This window comes from Pseudomonas sp. 58 R 3 (assembly GCF_900006605.1).
Classification (GTDB): Bacteria; Pseudomonadota; Gammaproteobacteria; order Pseudomonadales; family Pseudomonadaceae; genus Aquipseudomonas; species Aquipseudomonas salomonii.
The window spans coordinates 102,757-118,664 of record NZ_CVTT01000085.1 but is presented as its reverse complement, the minus strand read 5'-3'; the positions used below and the strand labels follow the sequence as shown (position 1 = coordinate 118,664).

Below are 15,908 nucleotides of genomic sequence, written 5' to 3'. Positions count from 1 at the left end.
TCATGCTCAGCAGAAGCTAGATGTCCCTCAGTCGCGTCTCGGTCACCGCGGTGCGCAATCTGCACCCGGTGACCTTCTCTCCCTCCCCCCGCATCAATATCCTTTACGGCGCCAACGGCAGCGGCAAAACCAGCGTGCTGGAAGCCGTTCATTTGCTTGGGCTTGCCCGTTCCTTCCGTAGTGCTCGCTTGTTGCCGGTGATTCAATATGAACAGCTGGCTTGCACAGTGTTTGGCCAGGTTGAACTGGCTGAAGGGGGGCACAGTGCTCTGGGGATATCCCGCGATCGCGGCGGTGACTTCCAGATTCGCATTGACGGGCAAAACGCCCGCAGTGCAGCACAGCTGGCAGAAATCCTGCCGTTGCAACTGATTAACCCAGACAGTTTCCGCCTGTTGGAAGGTGCGCCGAAAATTCGCAGGCAGTTCCTCGATTGGGGAGTGTTCCACGTGGAACCGCGTTTCATGACCACTTGGCAGCGCCTTCAGAAGGCCCTGCGGCAGCGGAACTCATGGCTGCGGCATGGTACACTTGACGCCGCTTCGCAAGCGGCCTGGGACCGGGAACTGTGCCTGGCCAGCGACGAAATAGATGAATACCGCCGCGCCTATATCAAAGCCTTGAAACCAGTCTTTGAGCAGACCTTGAGTGAGTTGTTGGATCTCGAGGGGCTGACGCTGAGCTACTACCGTGGTTGGGATAAAGAACGTGAGCTGAGCGCAGTGCTCGCCACGTCCTTGCAGCGGGATCAGCAAATTGGCCATACCCAGGCAGGCCCACAACGTGCTGACTTGCGCCTTAGATTAGGCGCACACAATGCCGCGGATATCTTGTCCCGCGGTCAGCAAAAGTTGGTGGTGTGTGCACTGCGTATTGCCCAAGGGCATTTGGTAAGCCAAGCCCGGCGCGGTCAGTGTATTTATCTGGTGGATGACTTGCCGTCCGAACTCGACGAGCAGCACCGCCGCGCGTTATGCCGCTTGTTGGAAGACTTACGCTGCCAGGTGTTTATCACCTGTGTAGACCACGAATTATTGAGGGAAGGCTGGCAGACGGAAACGCCAGTCGCTTTGTTCCACGTGGAACAGGGCCGTATCACCCAGACCCACGACCATCGGGAGTGAAGGCATGAGCGAAGAAAACACGTACGACTCGACCAGCATTAAAGTGCTGAAAGGTTTGGATGCCGTACGCAAACGTCCTGGTATGTACATCGGCGACACCGATGATGGTAGCGGTCTGCACCACATGGTGTTCGAGGTGGTCGACAACTCCATCGACGAAGCTTTGGCCGGTCACTGCGACGACATCAGCATTATCATCCACCCGGATGAGTCCATCACCGTGCGCGACAACGGTCGCGGCATTCCGGTCGATGTGCACAAAGAAGAAGGCGTATCGGCGGCAGAGGTCATCATGACCGTGCTTCACGCCGGCGGTAAGTTCGATGACAACTCCTATAAAGTCTCCGGCGGTTTGCACGGTGTAGGTGTGTCGGTGGTGAACGCTCTGTCCGAAGAGCTGATCCTGACCGTTCGCCGTAGCGGCAAGATCTGGGAACAGACCTACGTCCACGGTGTTCCACAAGAGCCGATGAAAATTGTGGGCGACAGTGAATCCACCGGTACCCAGATTCACTTCAAGCCTTCGGCAGAAACCTTCAAGAATATTCACTTCAGCTGGGACATTCTGGCCAAGCGTATTCGTGAACTGTCGTTCCTTAACTCCGGTGTGGGTATCGTCCTCAAGGACGAGCGCAGCGGCAAGGAAGAACTGTTCAAGTACGAAGGCGGCCTGCGTGCGTTCGTTGAATACCTGAACACCAACAAGACTGCGGTCAACCAGGTGTTCCACTTCAACATCCAGCGTGAAGACGGCATCGGCGTTGAAATCGCCCTGCAGTGGAACGACAGCTTCAACGAGAACCTGTTGTGCTTCACCAACAACATTCCACAGCGCGATGGCGGTACTCACCTGGTGGGTTTCCGTTCCGCACTGACGCGTAACCTGAACACCTACATCGAAGCGGAAGGCTTGGCCAAGAAACACAAAGTGGCCACCACCGGTGACGATGCGCGTGAAGGCCTGACAGCGATCATCTCGGTAAAAGTGCCGGATCCAAAGTTCAGCTCCCAGACCAAAGACAAGCTGGTGTCTTCCGAAGTGAAGACCGCAGTGGAACAGGAGATGGGCAAATACTTCTCCGACTTCCTGCTGGAAAACCCGAACGAAGCCAAGCTGGTTGTCGGCAAGATGATCGACGCGGCACGTGCCCGTGAAGCGGCGCGTAAAGCCCGCGAGATGACCCGCCGCAAGGGCGCGCTGGATATCGCCGGCCTGCCGGGCAAACTGGCTGACTGCCAGGAGAAGGACCCTGCCCTCTCCGAACTGTACCTGGTGGAAGGTGACTCTGCTGGCGGTTCCGCCAAGCAGGGTCGTAACCGTCGCACCCAGGCTATCCTGCCGTTGAAAGGCAAGATCCTCAACGTCGAGAAGGCCCGCTTCGACAAGATGATTTCCTCCCAGGAAGTCGGCACCTTGATCACGGCGCTGGGCTGCGGTATCGGCCGCGACGAGTACAACATCGACAAGCTGCGTTACCACAACATCATCATCATGACCGATGCTGACGTCGACGGTTCGCACATCCGTACCCTGCTGCTGACCTTCTTCTTCCGTCAGTTGCCGGAGCTGATCGAGCGTGGCTACATCTACATCGCTCAGCCGCCGTTGTACAAAGTGAAAAAGGGCAAGCAAGAGCAATACATCAAAGACGACGACGCCATGGAAGAGTACATGACGCAGTCGGCCCTGGAAGATGCCAGCCTGCACTTGAACGACGAAGCCCCGGGTATTTCCGGTGAGGCGCTGGAGCGTTTGGTTAACGACTTCCGCATGGTAATGAAGACCCTCAAACGTCTGTCGCGCCTGTACCCTCAGGAGCTTACCGAGCACTTCATCTACTTGCCTTCCGTGAGCCTGGAGCAGTTGGGCGATCACGCCCACATGCAGAATTGGCTGGCTCAGTACGAAGTGCGTCTGCGCACCGTCGAGAAGTCTGGCCTGGTGTACAAAGCCAGCCTGCGTGAAGACCGTGAACGTAACGTGTGGCTGCCAGAGGTCGAACTGATCTCCCACGGCCTGTCGAACTACGTCACCTTCAACCGCGACTTCTTCGGCAGCAACGACTACAAAACCGTGGTCACTCTCGGCGCGCAATTGAGCACCCTGTTGGACGACGGTGCTTACATCCAGCGTGGCGAGCGTAAGAAAGCGGTCAAGGAGTTCAAGGAAGCCCTGGACTGGTTGATGGCCGAAAGCACCAAGCGCCACACCATCCAGCGATACAAAGGTCTGGGCGAGATGAACCCGGATCAACTGTGGGAAACCACCATGGATCCCGCTCAGCGTCGCATGCTGCGCGTGACCATCGAAGACGCCATTGGCGCAGACCAGATCTTCAACACCCTGATGGGTGATGCGGTCGAGCCTCGCCGTGACTTCATCGAGAGCAACGCCTTGGCGGTGTCCAACCTGGACTTCTGATCAGGCTGCCCCCTAAAACAAAAAGGCCAACGCTCAGCGTTGGCCTTTTTTATTGGGTGAAATTTAAGCGTTTTGCAATTGCTCCACGTGGAACATCACTGTTTTTAGCCTTGGGCAGCCGCCGCCACACTCTCCAACCGATAGCCGTACCCATAGATGGTCAGCAGCTGCCAACCCCGGTCGGCGGTCAACCCCAGCTTGTTACGCAGCCGATAAATATGCGTATCCAGTGGCCGCGAGGAAACCATTTCTTCATGGCTCCAAAACCGCTCATACAGATATTCCCGAGACAGTGGCCGAGCCAGGTTGGCGAACAAGCAACTGGCCAGGCGGTATTCACGCTCAGTGAGGTTGATCGGCTTACCCGCACGCGTCACCGTCAGCTCGGCATCATCAAAGGTCAGGTCGTTGAAGCTCTGCACTTCATTAGTTGCAGGCTTTTGCAGCCCATGGCGGCGTAACACGGCGTTGACCCGAGCCTTGAGCTCGTTTGGCCGAAACGGTTTGCTGACGTAATCGTCCGCCCCACTGTTGAGCGCGGTGACGATATCGCTCTCGGCATCGCGGCTGGTCAACATGATCACGGCTGGGGGGGAGTCCATGTGCTCGCGGGTCCAGCGCAGCAATGCGATGCCTGTGATATCGGGCAGTTGCCAGTCGAGTATCAACAGGTCAAAGGTTTCGCGGCGCAGTTGGCGCAGCAGGTCTTCACCGCGCTCGAAAAAATGCAGGGACCAGGGTTGCTCTGCGGTGCTGGGGATCTGTCGCAGCGTCTGTTCAACCCGACGCAATTCAGCGGGTTCGTCGTCCAGTATTGCGACACGCATGGGTGGGTCCTTTCTACAAAAAATACGACAGCCGACGGTCTGTTCAATCGCGTAGGTAGTGCGCAGATGCCTGTGGTTGAATCTGAAGAATTGTGGGCAGACTCACTGTTCACAGGATCTATCGGTACGCTGATATCAAAGGGCCGTAAACCCGTTTAAAGTCTTTCGTACCTACTAGTCGAAAGATACCGGCTCCTACCCCTGAGGAAAAGGATCAGCCGACACATGCGCTGCCGTAAACCTGTACGTGCTGAGGTCAGATGCCGTCTGAAACTACCCGGGTGATGAGCACCATGACCTGTTCTGCCTATCGATTATGTTGTGTCCTGCCCGCGTTGCTGGCCTGGGCCATCGATACTGCGCAGGCTGCCCCGCCCTATCGCCCTGCTTATATTGACGAGCCGTTCCAGTGCCGTGCTCAACCGTTGCCGGCTGTTGTGCAGCATTTGACGGGTGAAGCCTGGAAGCTCGACGCTAAAGGCCGGGCTCAGCCCCTGCTGGAAGGGATGAGCATTGATGAGCAAGAAGGCGTGAAGACGTCGACATCGGCTTTTGTCAGCCTGCGCCTGGGTGATGGTTCCCGCGTGGTGCTGCCTTCCAGTTCACAGGTGCGCCTGCACTGGTTGCAAAAGCAGGCGATTCCCCAGGTCATTCTGGAACAGGGCCAAGTCGAGACCTATGTGATCAAGCGGGCCGGCGACTACGACCGTTTTCAGATCGTGACGCCGGTTGGTGTTCTCGGTGTGCGCGGTACGCACTTTCGCGTGCGCAATGACGGCGAGCAATCTGTGCTGGAGGTGCTCAACGGCCAGGTTGCGGTTAACCGTGCAGAAGACAGCGCCGCAGCCGAAGTAAAGGTGGGCGCACGCCAAGGTCTGCTGATCAAACAACAAGGTGAACTCAAGGCCGTGGAGCTTTTGCCCGCGCCGGTATTGATTGGGCAGGACGGCCAGAAAGGTCAGTCGCCGGTCTGGAGCCTGTACCTGCGGCCATTGCCTGGCGCACAGCGCTATCGTGCCCAAGTGGCGACCGACTCAGCCTTTATGAACATTAAGCAGGAATACTTTTCCAGTGAGCCGAAAATGCGCTTCACTGGGCTCAAGGCATCGTTTTACCACGTGCGTTTGTCCGCCTATGACGCGCGGGGCCTGGAGGGAGAAACCGGGGTTTATGACATCTTCTATTACCCACCCGCCACCCAGGCACAGGCCAGCGGTGGTTGACCAATGATGCTCTGGCGCAAGGCCGAAAAACGCCAGCCCACCCATGCCCAGCGCTTGTTCCACGGCCTGGTGCGCGAGTGGTTGTGGATAGGTTTGCTGTTGTTGCCGATGACGGCTTACCTCTCGTTGAGCCCGGGCCTGGCGCTGAATAACCCGCTGTATGACAGCCTCAGGCGTCTGGCGCCCTTGCCGGTAGACCCGCGAATCTTGCTGGTGACCATCGACGACCCCAGTCTGAAAGAGCTGGGCCGCTGGCCCTGGCCGCGCAGTTTGCATGCCGACCTGATCAACCGCCTGAGCGCCGCACAACCGGCGGCCATCCTCTTCGATGTGATCTTCAGTGAGCCCGGTATCCCCGCCAATGATCAACGCCTCACAGCGGCTGTGTGCAACGCCGGCAACGTGGTACTGCCGTTGCTGCGTGAGGAAGCGGCCAGCTACAGCGCGCCCGACGCGCAAATGCTGCCGCTGCTCAAATGCGCTAAAGGTCTCGGGCATATCAATGTTGAAGCAGACAGTGATGGCGTGGTGCGCAACCTGTTTATGCGTGAAGGCCCGCCCGGTGACACCGCGCCGCAGTTGGCATGGATGGCCTATGCGGTGAGCGGCCAGGCCTCTGAGATGCCAGGCGAACCCCAGGAACCGATCAACCCGTCCTGGCATCGGGAGCACGCCATTCGAATCCCGTTCATCGCTGCCAACACCCGTTTTCCTACGGTCTCCTACGCCAGCGTTCTGCGCGGTGAGGTCGCCCCGGAACAGCTGCGTGGCCGGCTGGTTCTGGTGGGCGCCACCGCGTCCGGCATGGGCGATCGTTTCGTCACCCCGCTCTCCTCGACGGTCGGCACCACGGCGGGTGTGGAGATTCAGGCCAACGTCCTTAATGGTCTGCTGCAAGGGCGTAGCATTGTTGATCTACCCGGCGCGGTGTCGGCCTTGATGGCGACTACCTGGGTGGCATTGTTATTGGGCCTGTTGTTGTATCGCCCACGCTACGCGTTGTGGATGACTCTGGGGTGCATGGCGAGCGCATTGTTCGTTTCGTGGGTGTTGCTGAGCCTGGGCCACTGGTGGTCGCCCGCTGCGTGCCTGATTGGTTTGCTGCTCAGTTATTTGATCTGGAATTGGCGGCGCCTCAGCGTGATCCTTGCCTACTTCGGCTGGGAGCTGGCGCGGCTGGATAACGAACCCAAGGTGCTTCCAGAGCGTCGTCGTGCGCCTGCGAGCAAGGGCGATGTGCTGCAAGCGCGGATCTTTGCCCTGGAACAAGCGGTAAGCCGTACACGCGACACCCGGCGGTTTATGGCTGACGGGCTGGAGTGCCTGCCAGTGGCCACGCTGATTACCGATCCCAGAGGCAGCATCCTGCTGGCCAACCGGATTGCGCGTGAAGTGTTCAGTAATGAGTTGGTCAACCAAAACCTGCTCGATCAACTCGCTGATCTGGGTTATCCGCCGCTGCACAATGGCGTGCGCCCTGCTCTCTCAGCATTGGAACTCGTTGAGTTTCGCGACATCCACCAGCGTAGCCTGCGCATGGAGCTTGCCCCCTTGCTGCCGGCCGAAGGTGACGTCGCCCTCGGTTGGCTGCTGAGTCTCACTGACCTGAGCAAGGAACGCGAAGCCCAGCAGCACCGTGAAACCATGCTGCGCTTTTTGTCCCATGACTTGCGTGCGCCCCACTCGGCGATCCTGGCGCTGCTGGACGTGCATAACGGTGAGTCGCCGGTGTTTGTTCAGATCGAACAACAGGTCCGGCGCGCGCTGAGCCTGACTGAATCCTTCGTGCAACTGGCCAAAGCCGAGGCCGATGGCTACCAGTTTCAACCCACGCTGTTCGCGATGCTGGTCATGGATGCTTTCGATCAAGTGGCGGTCATCGCCCAACTTAAAGGCATCCACCTGGTTCATGATCTGGACGAGGCCGATGAAGGCATGGTCTGCGCGGATCAATCGCTGCTGACCCGAGCGTTGTTCAACGTGCTGGAAAATGCGATCAAGTATTCCCCTTCCGGCACCACCGTCACCTTGAGCCACGGCAGCGCGCAAGGGTGGCTGGAATGCCGCATCAGCGATCAAGGACCTGGCATTGCGCCAGAGGACCTACCGGAGTTGTTCAGCCAATACCGGCGCTTTGACTCGGCTCAGGGCAGTGAGGGCCTGGGGTTGGGGTTGACCATGGTCAAGGCTGTGGTGGAGCGCCATGGCGGTCGCATTCTGTGTGAAAGCGAGCTGGGTAAAGGTTCGACGTTCAGCCTGCGATTGCCGCTGCTCGACGAATGAAAAACGTACTTTTTACTGTGCATAAAAAACCGGTCACAAGGACCGGTTTTTTTATGCTGAAAAAACTTATGCACGTTTTTCGCGATTTTATGAGCTTGAGAAATATGTAAGTAAATCAGCTTGTTATGAAGAAAAAACGTCAATTCGCCAACAAACCGTGCACAGGTTATCCACAGATCCTCAAATCGCTGGTGTCTCGACTACAACCGGCTCCGGAGGCAGCGAACCCATGGCGCGTTGCTGCGCTTCATTCCACGCTTGGGCGCGGTCATTAAGTGCGGCAATGGCACGTGGCCCCTCACCTTCGGCGTACATGGGCTCGCCAATAATCACGGTGATCGTACCTTCGCGTTTGGCCCAACCGGTCTTCGGCCAGAACTTGCCGGCGTTATGCGCAATCGGCAGCACCGGCAGGTGGGCGTTGACCGCCAATGCAGTACCACCGCGTGAGAACTTGCCCACAGTGCCATACGGCACACGCGTACCTTCCGGGAAGATCAGTACCCAAACGCCATCCTTGAGCAGCTCGTCACCCTTCTTGGCCACGTGCTTGAGCGCCGCCTTGGGGTTGTCACGGTCAATGGCGATCGGCCGCAGCATGGCCATTGCCCAGCCGAAGAACGGCACGTACAGCAGCTCACGCTTAAGCACCTGGCTCAGGGGCGAGAAGTACGCCGAAAGGAAGAATGTTTCCCATGTGCTCTGATGATTCGACAGAATCACGCAGGGCTGGTCCGGGACGTTTTCAGCGCCCTTGATCTCGAAGCGAATGCCCAGGAATACCTTGGTCAGCCACAACGCACAACGGCACCAATAGACGTTGATAAAACGATAGCGCGCCTTGAACGGCAGGAACGGCGCGATAAAAAAGCTCAGGGTGCACCACAGAAACGAACTGGTGCCCAGCAGCAGGTAAAAGAAGAAGGTTCTGATGGCCTGCAAAATCGACATGGCAGCATTTACCGTTGCGGGACATGGCCCGCCTGCTAAAAGCGCACTCCCGAGCAATCCTTGTTCAGGAAGCCGAGGGTGGCTAGTTGTTAATAAGTTCTGCGGCAACCGCCGCCAGATCGTCAAAAATCAAAGTGCCTACCGGCAGGTTTTTCGCCTGGGTCTTTTCGCCTTTACCGGTTTTAACCAAAACTGGCTGAGAGTCGACGGCTTTGGCCGCCTCCAGGTCACCGAGGCTGTCCCCGACGAACCATAGCCCAGCAAGCGGCACCTTGTAATGTTCTGAAATGGTTTTCAACATGCCGGGTTTGGGTTTGCGGCAATCGCAGCCCTCATCCGGCCCGTGGGGGCAGTACACCACCAGCCCCACCTCACCGCCCTGCTCGGCCACCAGCGTGCGCAAGCGCGCATGCATGGCGTCCAGGGTGGCGATGTCGTAATAACCGCGGGCGATGCCGGACTGGTTGGTGGCGATGGCCACCGTCCAGCCGGCTTTGCTCAACTGCGCGATGGCCTCGATCGAGCCGGGCAGTGGAATCCACTCCGCCACCGACTTGATGTAAGCGTCGGAGTCGTAATTGATCACTCCGTCCCGATCGAGAATCAGCAGTTTCAACATGATCAGCCCAGTACGGAAATATCAGCGATGTTGATGAACAGGCCGCGCAAACGCGCCAGCATGGCGTAGCGGTTTTTCCGCACGCCCGCATCCTCGGCATTGATCATCACCGCTTCAAAGAACGCATCCACCGGCTCACGCAAGGTGGCCAGGCGCGCCAGTGCTTCGGCGTAGTTGCGTTCGGCGAGCAGCGGCTTCACGGCGTTTTCCGCTTTGGCGATGGCCGAGTTAAGCGAGAACTCCTTGGCATCGGCAAACAGGCCAGGGTCGACTTCGACATTGCCGAGGTTGTCGGCCTTGCTCAGCAGGTTCGACACACGCTTGTTCACGGCGGCCAGGGCATCGGCCTCCGGCAGCTTGCGGAAGGCTTGTACGGCCTGGACGCGCTGGTCAAAGTCCAGTGCCGAACCCGGTTGCAGGGCACGTACCGACAGGTAGACGGACACGTCCACGCCTTCGTCTTCGTAACGCGCACGCAGGCGGTCGAATACAAACTCCAGCACTTGCTCGGCCAGGCCGGCTTGCTTGACCTTGGTGCCAAACTGGCCGACAGCGAACACCACGGCCTGGGTCAGGTCGAGGTCGAGCTTTTTGTCGATCAGGATACGCAGCACGCCCAGGGCCGCACGGCGCAGGGCATACGGGTCTTTGCTGCCGGTAGGCAACATGCCGATACCGAAGATACCCACGAGGGTGTCCAGCTTGTCAGCGATGGCCACGGCCGCACCGGTCAGGGTGCTTGGCAGCTCAGCACCGGCACCACGCGGCATGTACTGCTCGTTCAGTGCCAGGGCCACATCGTCCGGCTCGCCGTCGTTGAGGGCGTAGTAGTAACCGGCGACGCCTTGCATCTCCGGGAACTCGCCGACCATTTCGGTGGCCAGGTCGCACTTGGACAGCAAGCCGGCGCGGGCTGCCCATGCAGCGTCACCGCCAATGCGTGGGGCAATGTAGGCAGCCAGCTTGGAAACGCGCACGGCCTTGTCGTAGACGCTGCCGAGCTTTTCCTGGAACACCACGTTTTGCAGGCGCAGGTTGAAGTCTTCGAGCTTCTGCTTCTTGTCTTGCTTGAAGAAGAACTCGGCGTCAGTCAGACGCGGGCGCACGACTTTCTCGTTACCGGCGATGATCTGCTGCGGGTCTTTGCTTTCGATGTTGGCCACGGTGATAAAACGCGGCAGCAACTTACCGTCCACATCCAGCAGGCAGAAATACTTCTGGTTGTCCTGCATGGTGGTGATCAGGGCTTCTTGCGGCACGTCGAGGAAACGCTCTTCGAACGAGCACACCAGCGGCACCGGCCATTCAACCAGCGCGGTCACTTCGTCGAGCAGGCTTGGCGGCACGATGGCAGTGCCTTCCTGCAGGCGGGCCAGCTCTTCGGTGCGCTTGCTGATCAGCTCGCGACGCTCGTTGGCATCGGCCAGCACGTAAGCACCACGCAGGTCGGCGGCGTAGTTGGCCGGCGAGGTGATGCGCACGGCTTCTGGGTGATGAAAGCGGTGACCACGGGAATCACGGCCAGCCTTCTGGGCGAGGATGGTGCAATCGATGACGTGGTCACCGAGCAACATCACCAGCCACTGAGTTGGGCGCACGAACTCTTCCTTGCGCGCACCCCAGCGCATGCGCTTGGGAATAGGCAGGTCGTTCAGGGAGTCTTCAACGATAGTCGGCAACAGGCTCGCCGTTGGCTTGCCGGTAATGACCTGGCTGAAACGCAGTTTCGGGCCGCTCTGGTCGATCTCGCTCAGCTCGACGCCACACTTCTTGGCGAAACCAAGGGCTGCTTGAGTCGGATTGCCTTCAGCGTCGAAAGCTGCCTGGCGCGGTGGGCCGTCGAGGTTGATGCTGCGGTCCGGCTGCTGGGTTTCCAGCGCGGTCAGCAGCACCGCCAGGCGACGTGGCGCGGCGTAGACTTTTTTCGCAGCGAATTTCAGGCCGGCGCTGTGCAGGCCTTTTTCGATACCGGCCAGGAACGCATCGGCCAAGGTGTTGAGTGCCTTGGGTGGCAACTCTTCGGTGCCCAGTTCAACCAGGAAATCTTGAGCACTCATTGTGCAGCCTCCAGCTTAGCCAACACTTCATCACGCAGGTCTGGGGTTGCCATCGGGAAGCCCAGCTTGGCGCGAGCCAACAGGTAGGCTTGGGCGACGGAACGCGCCAGGGTGCGTACACGCAGGATGTATTGCTGGCGCGCAGTTACCGAGATGGCACGGCGGGCGTCCAGCAGGTTGAAGGTATGGGACGCCTTCAACACCATTTCATAGCTCGGCAACGGCAGCGGCTGGTCGAGTTCGATCAGGCGCTTGGCTTCGCTTTCATAGAAGTCGAACAGTTCGAACAGTTTGTCGACGTTGGCGTGTTCGAAGTTGTAAGTGGACTGCTCCACTTCGTTCTGGTGGAACACGTCGCCGTAGGTGACTTTGCCGAACGGGCCGTCAGCCCACACCAGGTCGTAAACCGAATCCACGCCTTGCAGGTACATGGCCAAGCGCTCGAGACCGTAGGTGATCTCGCCGGTTACCGGGTAGCACTCGATGCCGCCGGCTTGCTGGAAGTAGGTGAACTGCGTCACTTCCATGCCATTGAGCCAGACTTCCCAGCCCAGGCCCCAGGCGCCCAAAGTTGGCGATTCCCAGTTGTCTTCGACGAAACGGATGTCGTGCACCAGAGGGTCCAGGCCGACATGTTTCAGCGAGCCCAGGTACAGCTCCTGAAAGTTGTCCGGGTTCGGCTTCAATACCACCTGGAACTGGTAGTAGTGCTGCAGACGGTTCGGGTTTTCGCCGTAGCGGCCGTCAGTCGGGCGACGACTGGGCTGCACATAAGCGGCGTTCCAGGTTTCCGGGCCGATGGCCCGCAGGAATGTTGCGGTGTGGAAAGTGCCGGCGCCTACTTCCATATCGTAGGGCTGAAGTACCACACAACCTTGCTCGGCCCAGTATTGCTGGAGGGCGAGGATCAAGTCTTGGAAGGTACGCACGGCTGGCGTAGGCTGGCTCACGAAATTCACCTGTTACTTGGGCTGCGATTTAAAGAGCGGGAGTATACCCGATTCGGCCCCGCCACCACTCCCTGGAGCCTTATGCCACGCTGCTTTTGGTGTTCTGAAGATCCGCTGTACATGGCTTATCACGATCAGGAGTGGGGAACGCCGCTGCGCGATGCGCAGGGTTTGTTCGAGTTGCTTTTGCTCGAAGGGTTCCAGGCGGGCCTGTCCTGGATCACCGTTTTACGCAAACGCGAGCATTATCGAAAGGTCTTGTTCGGCTTTGATGCGCAGCGTTTGGCCAGGCTGACCGAGGCTGAAATCGAAGCGCTGATGCTCGACCCTGGCATCGTGCGCAATCGCCTCAAGCTCAACGCCACTCGCCGCAACGCCGCCGCCTGGCTGGCGCTGGAGGACCCGGTGGGCTTGCTCTGGTCGTTTGTCGGCGGCGTGCCCAAGGTCAATCACTTTACCGATCGCAGCCAAGTCCCGGCGATTACCCCCGAAGCTGAAGCCATGAGTAAAGCGTTGAAAAAAGCCGGTTTCACCTTCGTCGGCCCGACCATCTGCTACGCGTTCATGCAGGCCTCGGGGATGGTCATGGACCACACTCAGGACTGCGACCGTTACGCGGACTTGGCCAACGCCGGTTAGAATGCCCGCTTTGCGCACCACACACGATCAGGAGTGACCTGTGGAAAAGTTTAAAGGCGCCTTGCTGGTAGGCGCTCTTCGGTTGTTTGCCCTGCTGCCCTGGCGCGCTGTCCAGGCCGTCGGCACGGCGATTGGCTGGATCATGTGGAAAACCCCCAACCGCTCCCGCGACACGGTGCGGATCAACCTCTCCAAATGCTTCCCGGACATGGACCCGGCCGCCCGCGAGCGTCTGGTGGGCCAGAGCCTGATGGACATCGGCAAATCGCTGACCGAAAGCGCCTGCGCCTGGATCTGGCCGGCTCAGCGTTCCATCGACCTGGTGCGCGAAGTCGAAGGCCTCCAAGTGCTGCATGAGGCATTGGCCTCAGGCAAAGGCGTGGTCGGCATCACCAGCCACCTGGGCAACTGGGAGGTGTTGAACCACTTCTATTGCAACCAGTGCAAACCGATCATTTTCTACCGTCCGCCCAAGCTCAAGGCGGTGGATGAGTTGCTGCAAAAGCAGCGCGTGCAACTGGGTAACCGCGTGGCGGCTTCCACCAAGGAAGGCATCCTCAGCGTGATCAAGGAAGTGCGCAAAGGCGGCCAGGTGGGCATTCCCGCGGACCCTGAGCCGGCGGAATCTGCCGGGATCTTCGTGCCGTTCTTCGCCACCCAGGCGCTGACCAGCAAGTTTGTGCCGAATATGCTGGCGGGCCATAAAGCCGTCGGCGTGTTCCTGCATGCGCTGCGGCTGCCGGACGGTTCGGGTTACAAAGTGATTCTGGAAGCGGCCCCGGAAGATATGTACAGCACCGACACCGCCACGTCCTGCGCGGCGATGAGCAAGGTGGTGGAGCGTTATGTCGGCGCCTACCCGAGCCAGTACATGTGGAGCATGAAGCGCTTCAAGAAACGCCCGCCGGGTGAAGATCGCTGGTACTGACCACGTGATCGTTCCCACGCTCCGCGTGGGAACGCCGCCTGTGACGCTCCGCGTCACGGTTTTAAGGGCAGGCGCAGAGCGCCCAGGGCTGCATTCCCACGCAGAGCGTGGGAACGATCATAAGGCAAGCCAACTCCCACAGGGATCAATTCAGGCCAGGCGGTCGAGTTTCTTCAGGAACACCGTCATCTCTTTTTCGGCCTGTTTGTCGCCATGTGCCAGGGCTGCTTCTATGCCCTTTTCCCACGCTAACCGTGCTGCAGCGTTATCACCCTGCCCTTGCTGAGCCTTGCCCAACAGCTTCCACGCCGCCGAATACTTCGGGTCGAACTCGACGCATTTCTGCAAATGCTCGGCCGCCTTGGCGTTGTCCTTCAAGTCCAGATAACCCTTGCCCAAGCCAAAGCGCAGCAATGAATTATCCACACCCTTGGCGAGCATTTTTTCCAGGGATTCGAGCATTTATTGTCACCTTGAGTGAAAGAAGGCTGTTGTGGCTGCCTAGAAAAAGCTCAGCCCCACGTGAAACAGCTTCTCCACATCGCGAATATGCTTTTTATCCACAAGGAACAAAATCACATGGTCACCCGTGGCGATCACCGTATCGTCATGGGCGATGATCACTTCTTCATCACGAATAATCGCACCAATGGTGGTGCCCGGCGGCAGGCCGATATCGCGGATGGCCTTGCCGATCACCTTGCTCGACTTCGAATCACCATGGGCAATCGCCTCGATGGCTTCCGCCGCGCCCCGGCGCAGGGAGTGCACGCTGACGATATCGCCACGGCGCACGTGGGCCAGCAAGGTGCCGATGGTGGCCAGTTGCGGGCTGATGGCGATGTCGATATCGCCGCCCTGGATCAGGTCGACATAGGCCGGGTTGTTGATGATGGTCATCACCTTCTTCGCCCCCAGCCGCTTGGCCAGCAACGAGGACATGATGTTGGCCTCGTCATCGTTGGTCAGGGCCAGGAAGATATCGGCGTCGGCGATGTTTTCTTCCATCAGCAGGTCGCGGTCCGAGGCGCTGCCTTGCAGGACCACGGTGCTGTCGAGGGTGTCGGATAAATGCCGGCAACGTGCCGGGTTCATCTCGATGATCTTCACCTGGTAACGGCTTTCGATGGCCTCGGCCAGGCGCTCGCCGATCTGCCCGCCGCCAGCGATGACGATGCGTTTGTAGCTCTCATCGAGCCGACGCATTTCGCTCATCACCGCACGAATATTCGCTTTGGCTGCGATGAAAAACACTTCGTCGTCGGCTTCGATCACTGTATCGCCCTGGGGCAGGATCGGCCGGTCGCGACGGAAAATCGCCGCCACGCGGGTTTCCACATTCGGCATGTGTTCACGCAGTTGACGCAGTTGTTGGCCCACCAGCGGCCCGCCGTAATACGCCTTCACCGCCACCAGTTGCGCCTTGCCTTCGGCAAAGTCGATGACCTGCAAGGCGCCGGGAATTTCGATCAGGCGCTTGATGTAATGGGTCACCACCTGTTCGGGGCTGATCAGCACGTCCACCGGAATCGCATCGTTGTCGAACAGGCCGGCACGGGTCAGGTAGGCGGCTTCGCGCACGCGGGCGATCTTGGTGGGTGTATGGAACAGGGTATGGGCGACCTGGCAGGCGACCATGTTGGTCTCGTCACTGTTGGTCACCGCCACCAGCATATCGGCATCGTCGGCACCGGCCTGGCGCAGCACGGTCGGGAATGACGCACGGCCTTGCACGGTGCGGATGTCCAGGCGGTCGCCCAGGTTGCGCAGGCGCTCGCTGTCGGTATCGACCACGGTGATGTCATTGGCTTCGCTGGCCAAATGTTCGGCCAGCGTGCCGCCGACCTGCCCTGCACCAAGGATGATGATCTTCATCCGGTCACTC

Annotated in this window: 13 protein-coding genes; 6 read left to right on the top strand and 7 right to left on the bottom strand. The window is 59.1% G+C overall.

Translation table 11 applies throughout. The features are described 5' to 3' along the window. Positions 1-20: 20 nt before the first annotated feature. Both recF and gyrB read left to right on the top strand, forming a co-directional pair. Entirely contained in the window at positions 21-1,124 is a 1,104-nt protein-coding gene (recF, locus tag BFP92_RS28230; RefSeq protein WP_065932017.1) for a DNA replication/repair protein RecF, read from the top strand. A 4-nt stretch (positions 1,125-1,128) separates the two neighbouring features. Then, positions 1,129-3,546, top strand: a complete 2,418-nt coding sequence (gene gyrB / locus BFP92_RS28225) for a DNA topoisomerase (ATP-hydrolyzing) subunit B (RefSeq protein WP_017135133.1) — start codon at positions 1,129-1,131, stop codon at positions 3,544-3,546. A 104-nt stretch (positions 3,547-3,650) separates the two neighbouring features. Here the strand turns inward: gyrB and BFP92_RS28220 are convergent, their stop codons facing one another. Continuing rightward, positions 3,651-4,373, bottom strand: coding sequence for a response regulator transcription factor (locus BFP92_RS28220; RefSeq protein WP_056860953.1), 723 nt, complete (start codon positions 4,371-4,373; stop codon positions 3,651-3,653). A 260-nt stretch (positions 4,374-4,633) separates the two neighbouring features. Between BFP92_RS28220 and BFP92_RS28215 the strand changes: the two genes are divergently transcribed. Together BFP92_RS28215 and BFP92_RS28210 are read left to right on the top strand one after the other, a co-directional pair. Beyond that, positions 4,634-5,596, top strand: a complete 963-nt coding sequence (locus BFP92_RS28215) for a FecR family protein (RefSeq protein WP_239694333.1) — start codon at positions 4,634-4,636, stop codon at positions 5,594-5,596. 3 nt (positions 5,597-5,599) lie between these two features. Then, positions 5,600-7,879 (top strand): CHASE2 domain-containing protein, encoded by a 2,280-nt coding sequence (locus BFP92_RS28210; RefSeq protein ID WP_065932015.1) that lies wholly within the window; start codon positions 5,600-5,602, stop codon positions 7,877-7,879. A 180-nt stretch (positions 7,880-8,059) separates the two neighbouring features. On the opposite strand, the gene BFP92_RS28205 is transcribed toward BFP92_RS28210, so the two are convergent. The 4 genes from BFP92_RS28205 to glyQ all read right to left on the bottom strand — a co-directional run bounded on the left by BFP92_RS28205 (position 8,060) and on the right by glyQ (position 12,456). After that, entirely contained in the window at positions 8,060-8,830 is a 771-nt protein-coding gene (locus BFP92_RS28205) for a lysophospholipid acyltransferase family protein (protein ID WP_056860956.1), read from the bottom strand. An 82-nt stretch (positions 8,831-8,912) separates the two neighbouring features. Next, positions 8,913-9,452, bottom strand: coding sequence for a D-glycero-beta-D-manno-heptose 1,7-bisphosphate 7-phosphatase (gene gmhB / locus BFP92_RS28200; RefSeq protein WP_170875881.1), 540 nt, complete (start codon positions 9,450-9,452; stop codon positions 8,913-8,915). Beyond that, positions 9,452-11,506, bottom strand: coding sequence for a glycine--tRNA ligase subunit beta (gene glyS / locus BFP92_RS28195; RefSeq protein WP_065932014.1), 2,055 nt, complete (start codon positions 11,504-11,506; stop codon positions 9,452-9,454). Before glyS ends, gmhB begins: the two co-directional genes overlap by 1 nt. Then, the gene (gene glyQ / locus BFP92_RS28190) at positions 11,503-12,456 is read right to left on the bottom strand and encodes a glycine--tRNA ligase subunit alpha (RefSeq protein ID WP_003187265.1); all 954 of its coding nucleotides are present in this window, start codon (positions 12,454-12,456) and stop codon (positions 11,503-11,505) included. Before glyQ ends, glyS begins: the two co-directional genes overlap by 4 nt. 81 nt (positions 12,457-12,537) lie before the next feature. Here glyQ and tag point away from each other — a divergent pair, with 81 nt between their 5' ends. Further along, a complete protein-coding gene (tag, locus tag BFP92_RS28185) occupies positions 12,538-13,095 on the top strand; it encodes a DNA-3-methyladenine glycosylase I (RefSeq protein ID WP_065932013.1) in 558 nt (185 codons plus the stop codon). Positions 13,096-13,135: 40 nt separating this feature from the next. Then, positions 13,136-14,023, top strand: a complete 888-nt coding sequence (locus BFP92_RS28180; protein ID WP_065932012.1) for a lysophospholipid acyltransferase — start codon at positions 13,136-13,138, stop codon at positions 14,021-14,023. A 150-nt stretch (positions 14,024-14,173) separates the two neighbouring features. Here the strand turns inward: BFP92_RS28180 and BFP92_RS28175 are convergent, their stop codons facing one another. Continuing rightward, a complete protein-coding gene (locus BFP92_RS28175) occupies positions 14,174-14,485 on the bottom strand; it encodes a tetratricopeptide repeat protein (RefSeq protein ID WP_065932011.1) in 312 nt (103 codons plus the stop codon). Between the two features lie 39 nt (positions 14,486-14,524). Continuing rightward, on the bottom strand, positions 14,525-15,898 hold the full coding sequence (trkA, locus tag BFP92_RS28170) for a Trk system potassium transporter TrkA (protein ID WP_056860960.1): 1,374 nt from the start codon (positions 15,896-15,898) through the stop codon (positions 14,525-14,527). Positions 15,899-15,908: the final 10 nt, after the last annotated feature.

Coding starts and splice junctions, on each gene's coding strand:
- glyS (WP_065932014.1), bottom strand. CDS start 11,506: ATGAGTGCTCAAGATTTCCTGGTTGAACTGGGCACCGAAGAGTTGCCA.
- BFP92_RS28175 (WP_065932011.1), bottom strand. CDS start 14,485: ATGCTCGAATCCCTGGAAAAAATGCTCGCCAAGGGTGTGGATAATTCA.
- BFP92_RS28215 (WP_239694333.1), top strand. CDS start 4,634: ATGCCGTCTGAAACTACCCGGGTGATGAGCACCATGACCTGTTCTGCC.
- BFP92_RS28205 (WP_056860956.1), bottom strand. CDS start 8,830: ATGTCGATTTTGCAGGCCATCAGAACCTTCTTCTTTTACCTGCTGCTG.
- recF (WP_065932017.1), top strand. CDS start 21: ATGTCCCTCAGTCGCGTCTCGGTCACCGCGGTGCGCAATCTGCACCCG.
- gyrB (WP_017135133.1), top strand. CDS start 1,129: ATGAGCGAAGAAAACACGTACGACTCGACCAGCATTAAAGTGCTGAAA.
- trkA (WP_056860960.1), bottom strand. CDS start 15,898: ATGAAGATCATCATCCTTGGTGCAGGGCAGGTCGGCGGCACGCTGGCC.
- BFP92_RS28210 (WP_065932015.1), top strand. CDS start 5,600: ATGATGCTCTGGCGCAAGGCCGAAAAACGCCAGCCCACCCATGCCCAG.
- BFP92_RS28220 (WP_056860953.1), bottom strand. CDS start 4,373: ATGCGTGTCGCAATACTGGACGACGAACCCGCTGAATTGCGTCGGGTT.
- tag (WP_065932013.1), top strand. CDS start 12,538: ATGCCACGCTGCTTTTGGTGTTCTGAAGATCCGCTGTACATGGCTTAT.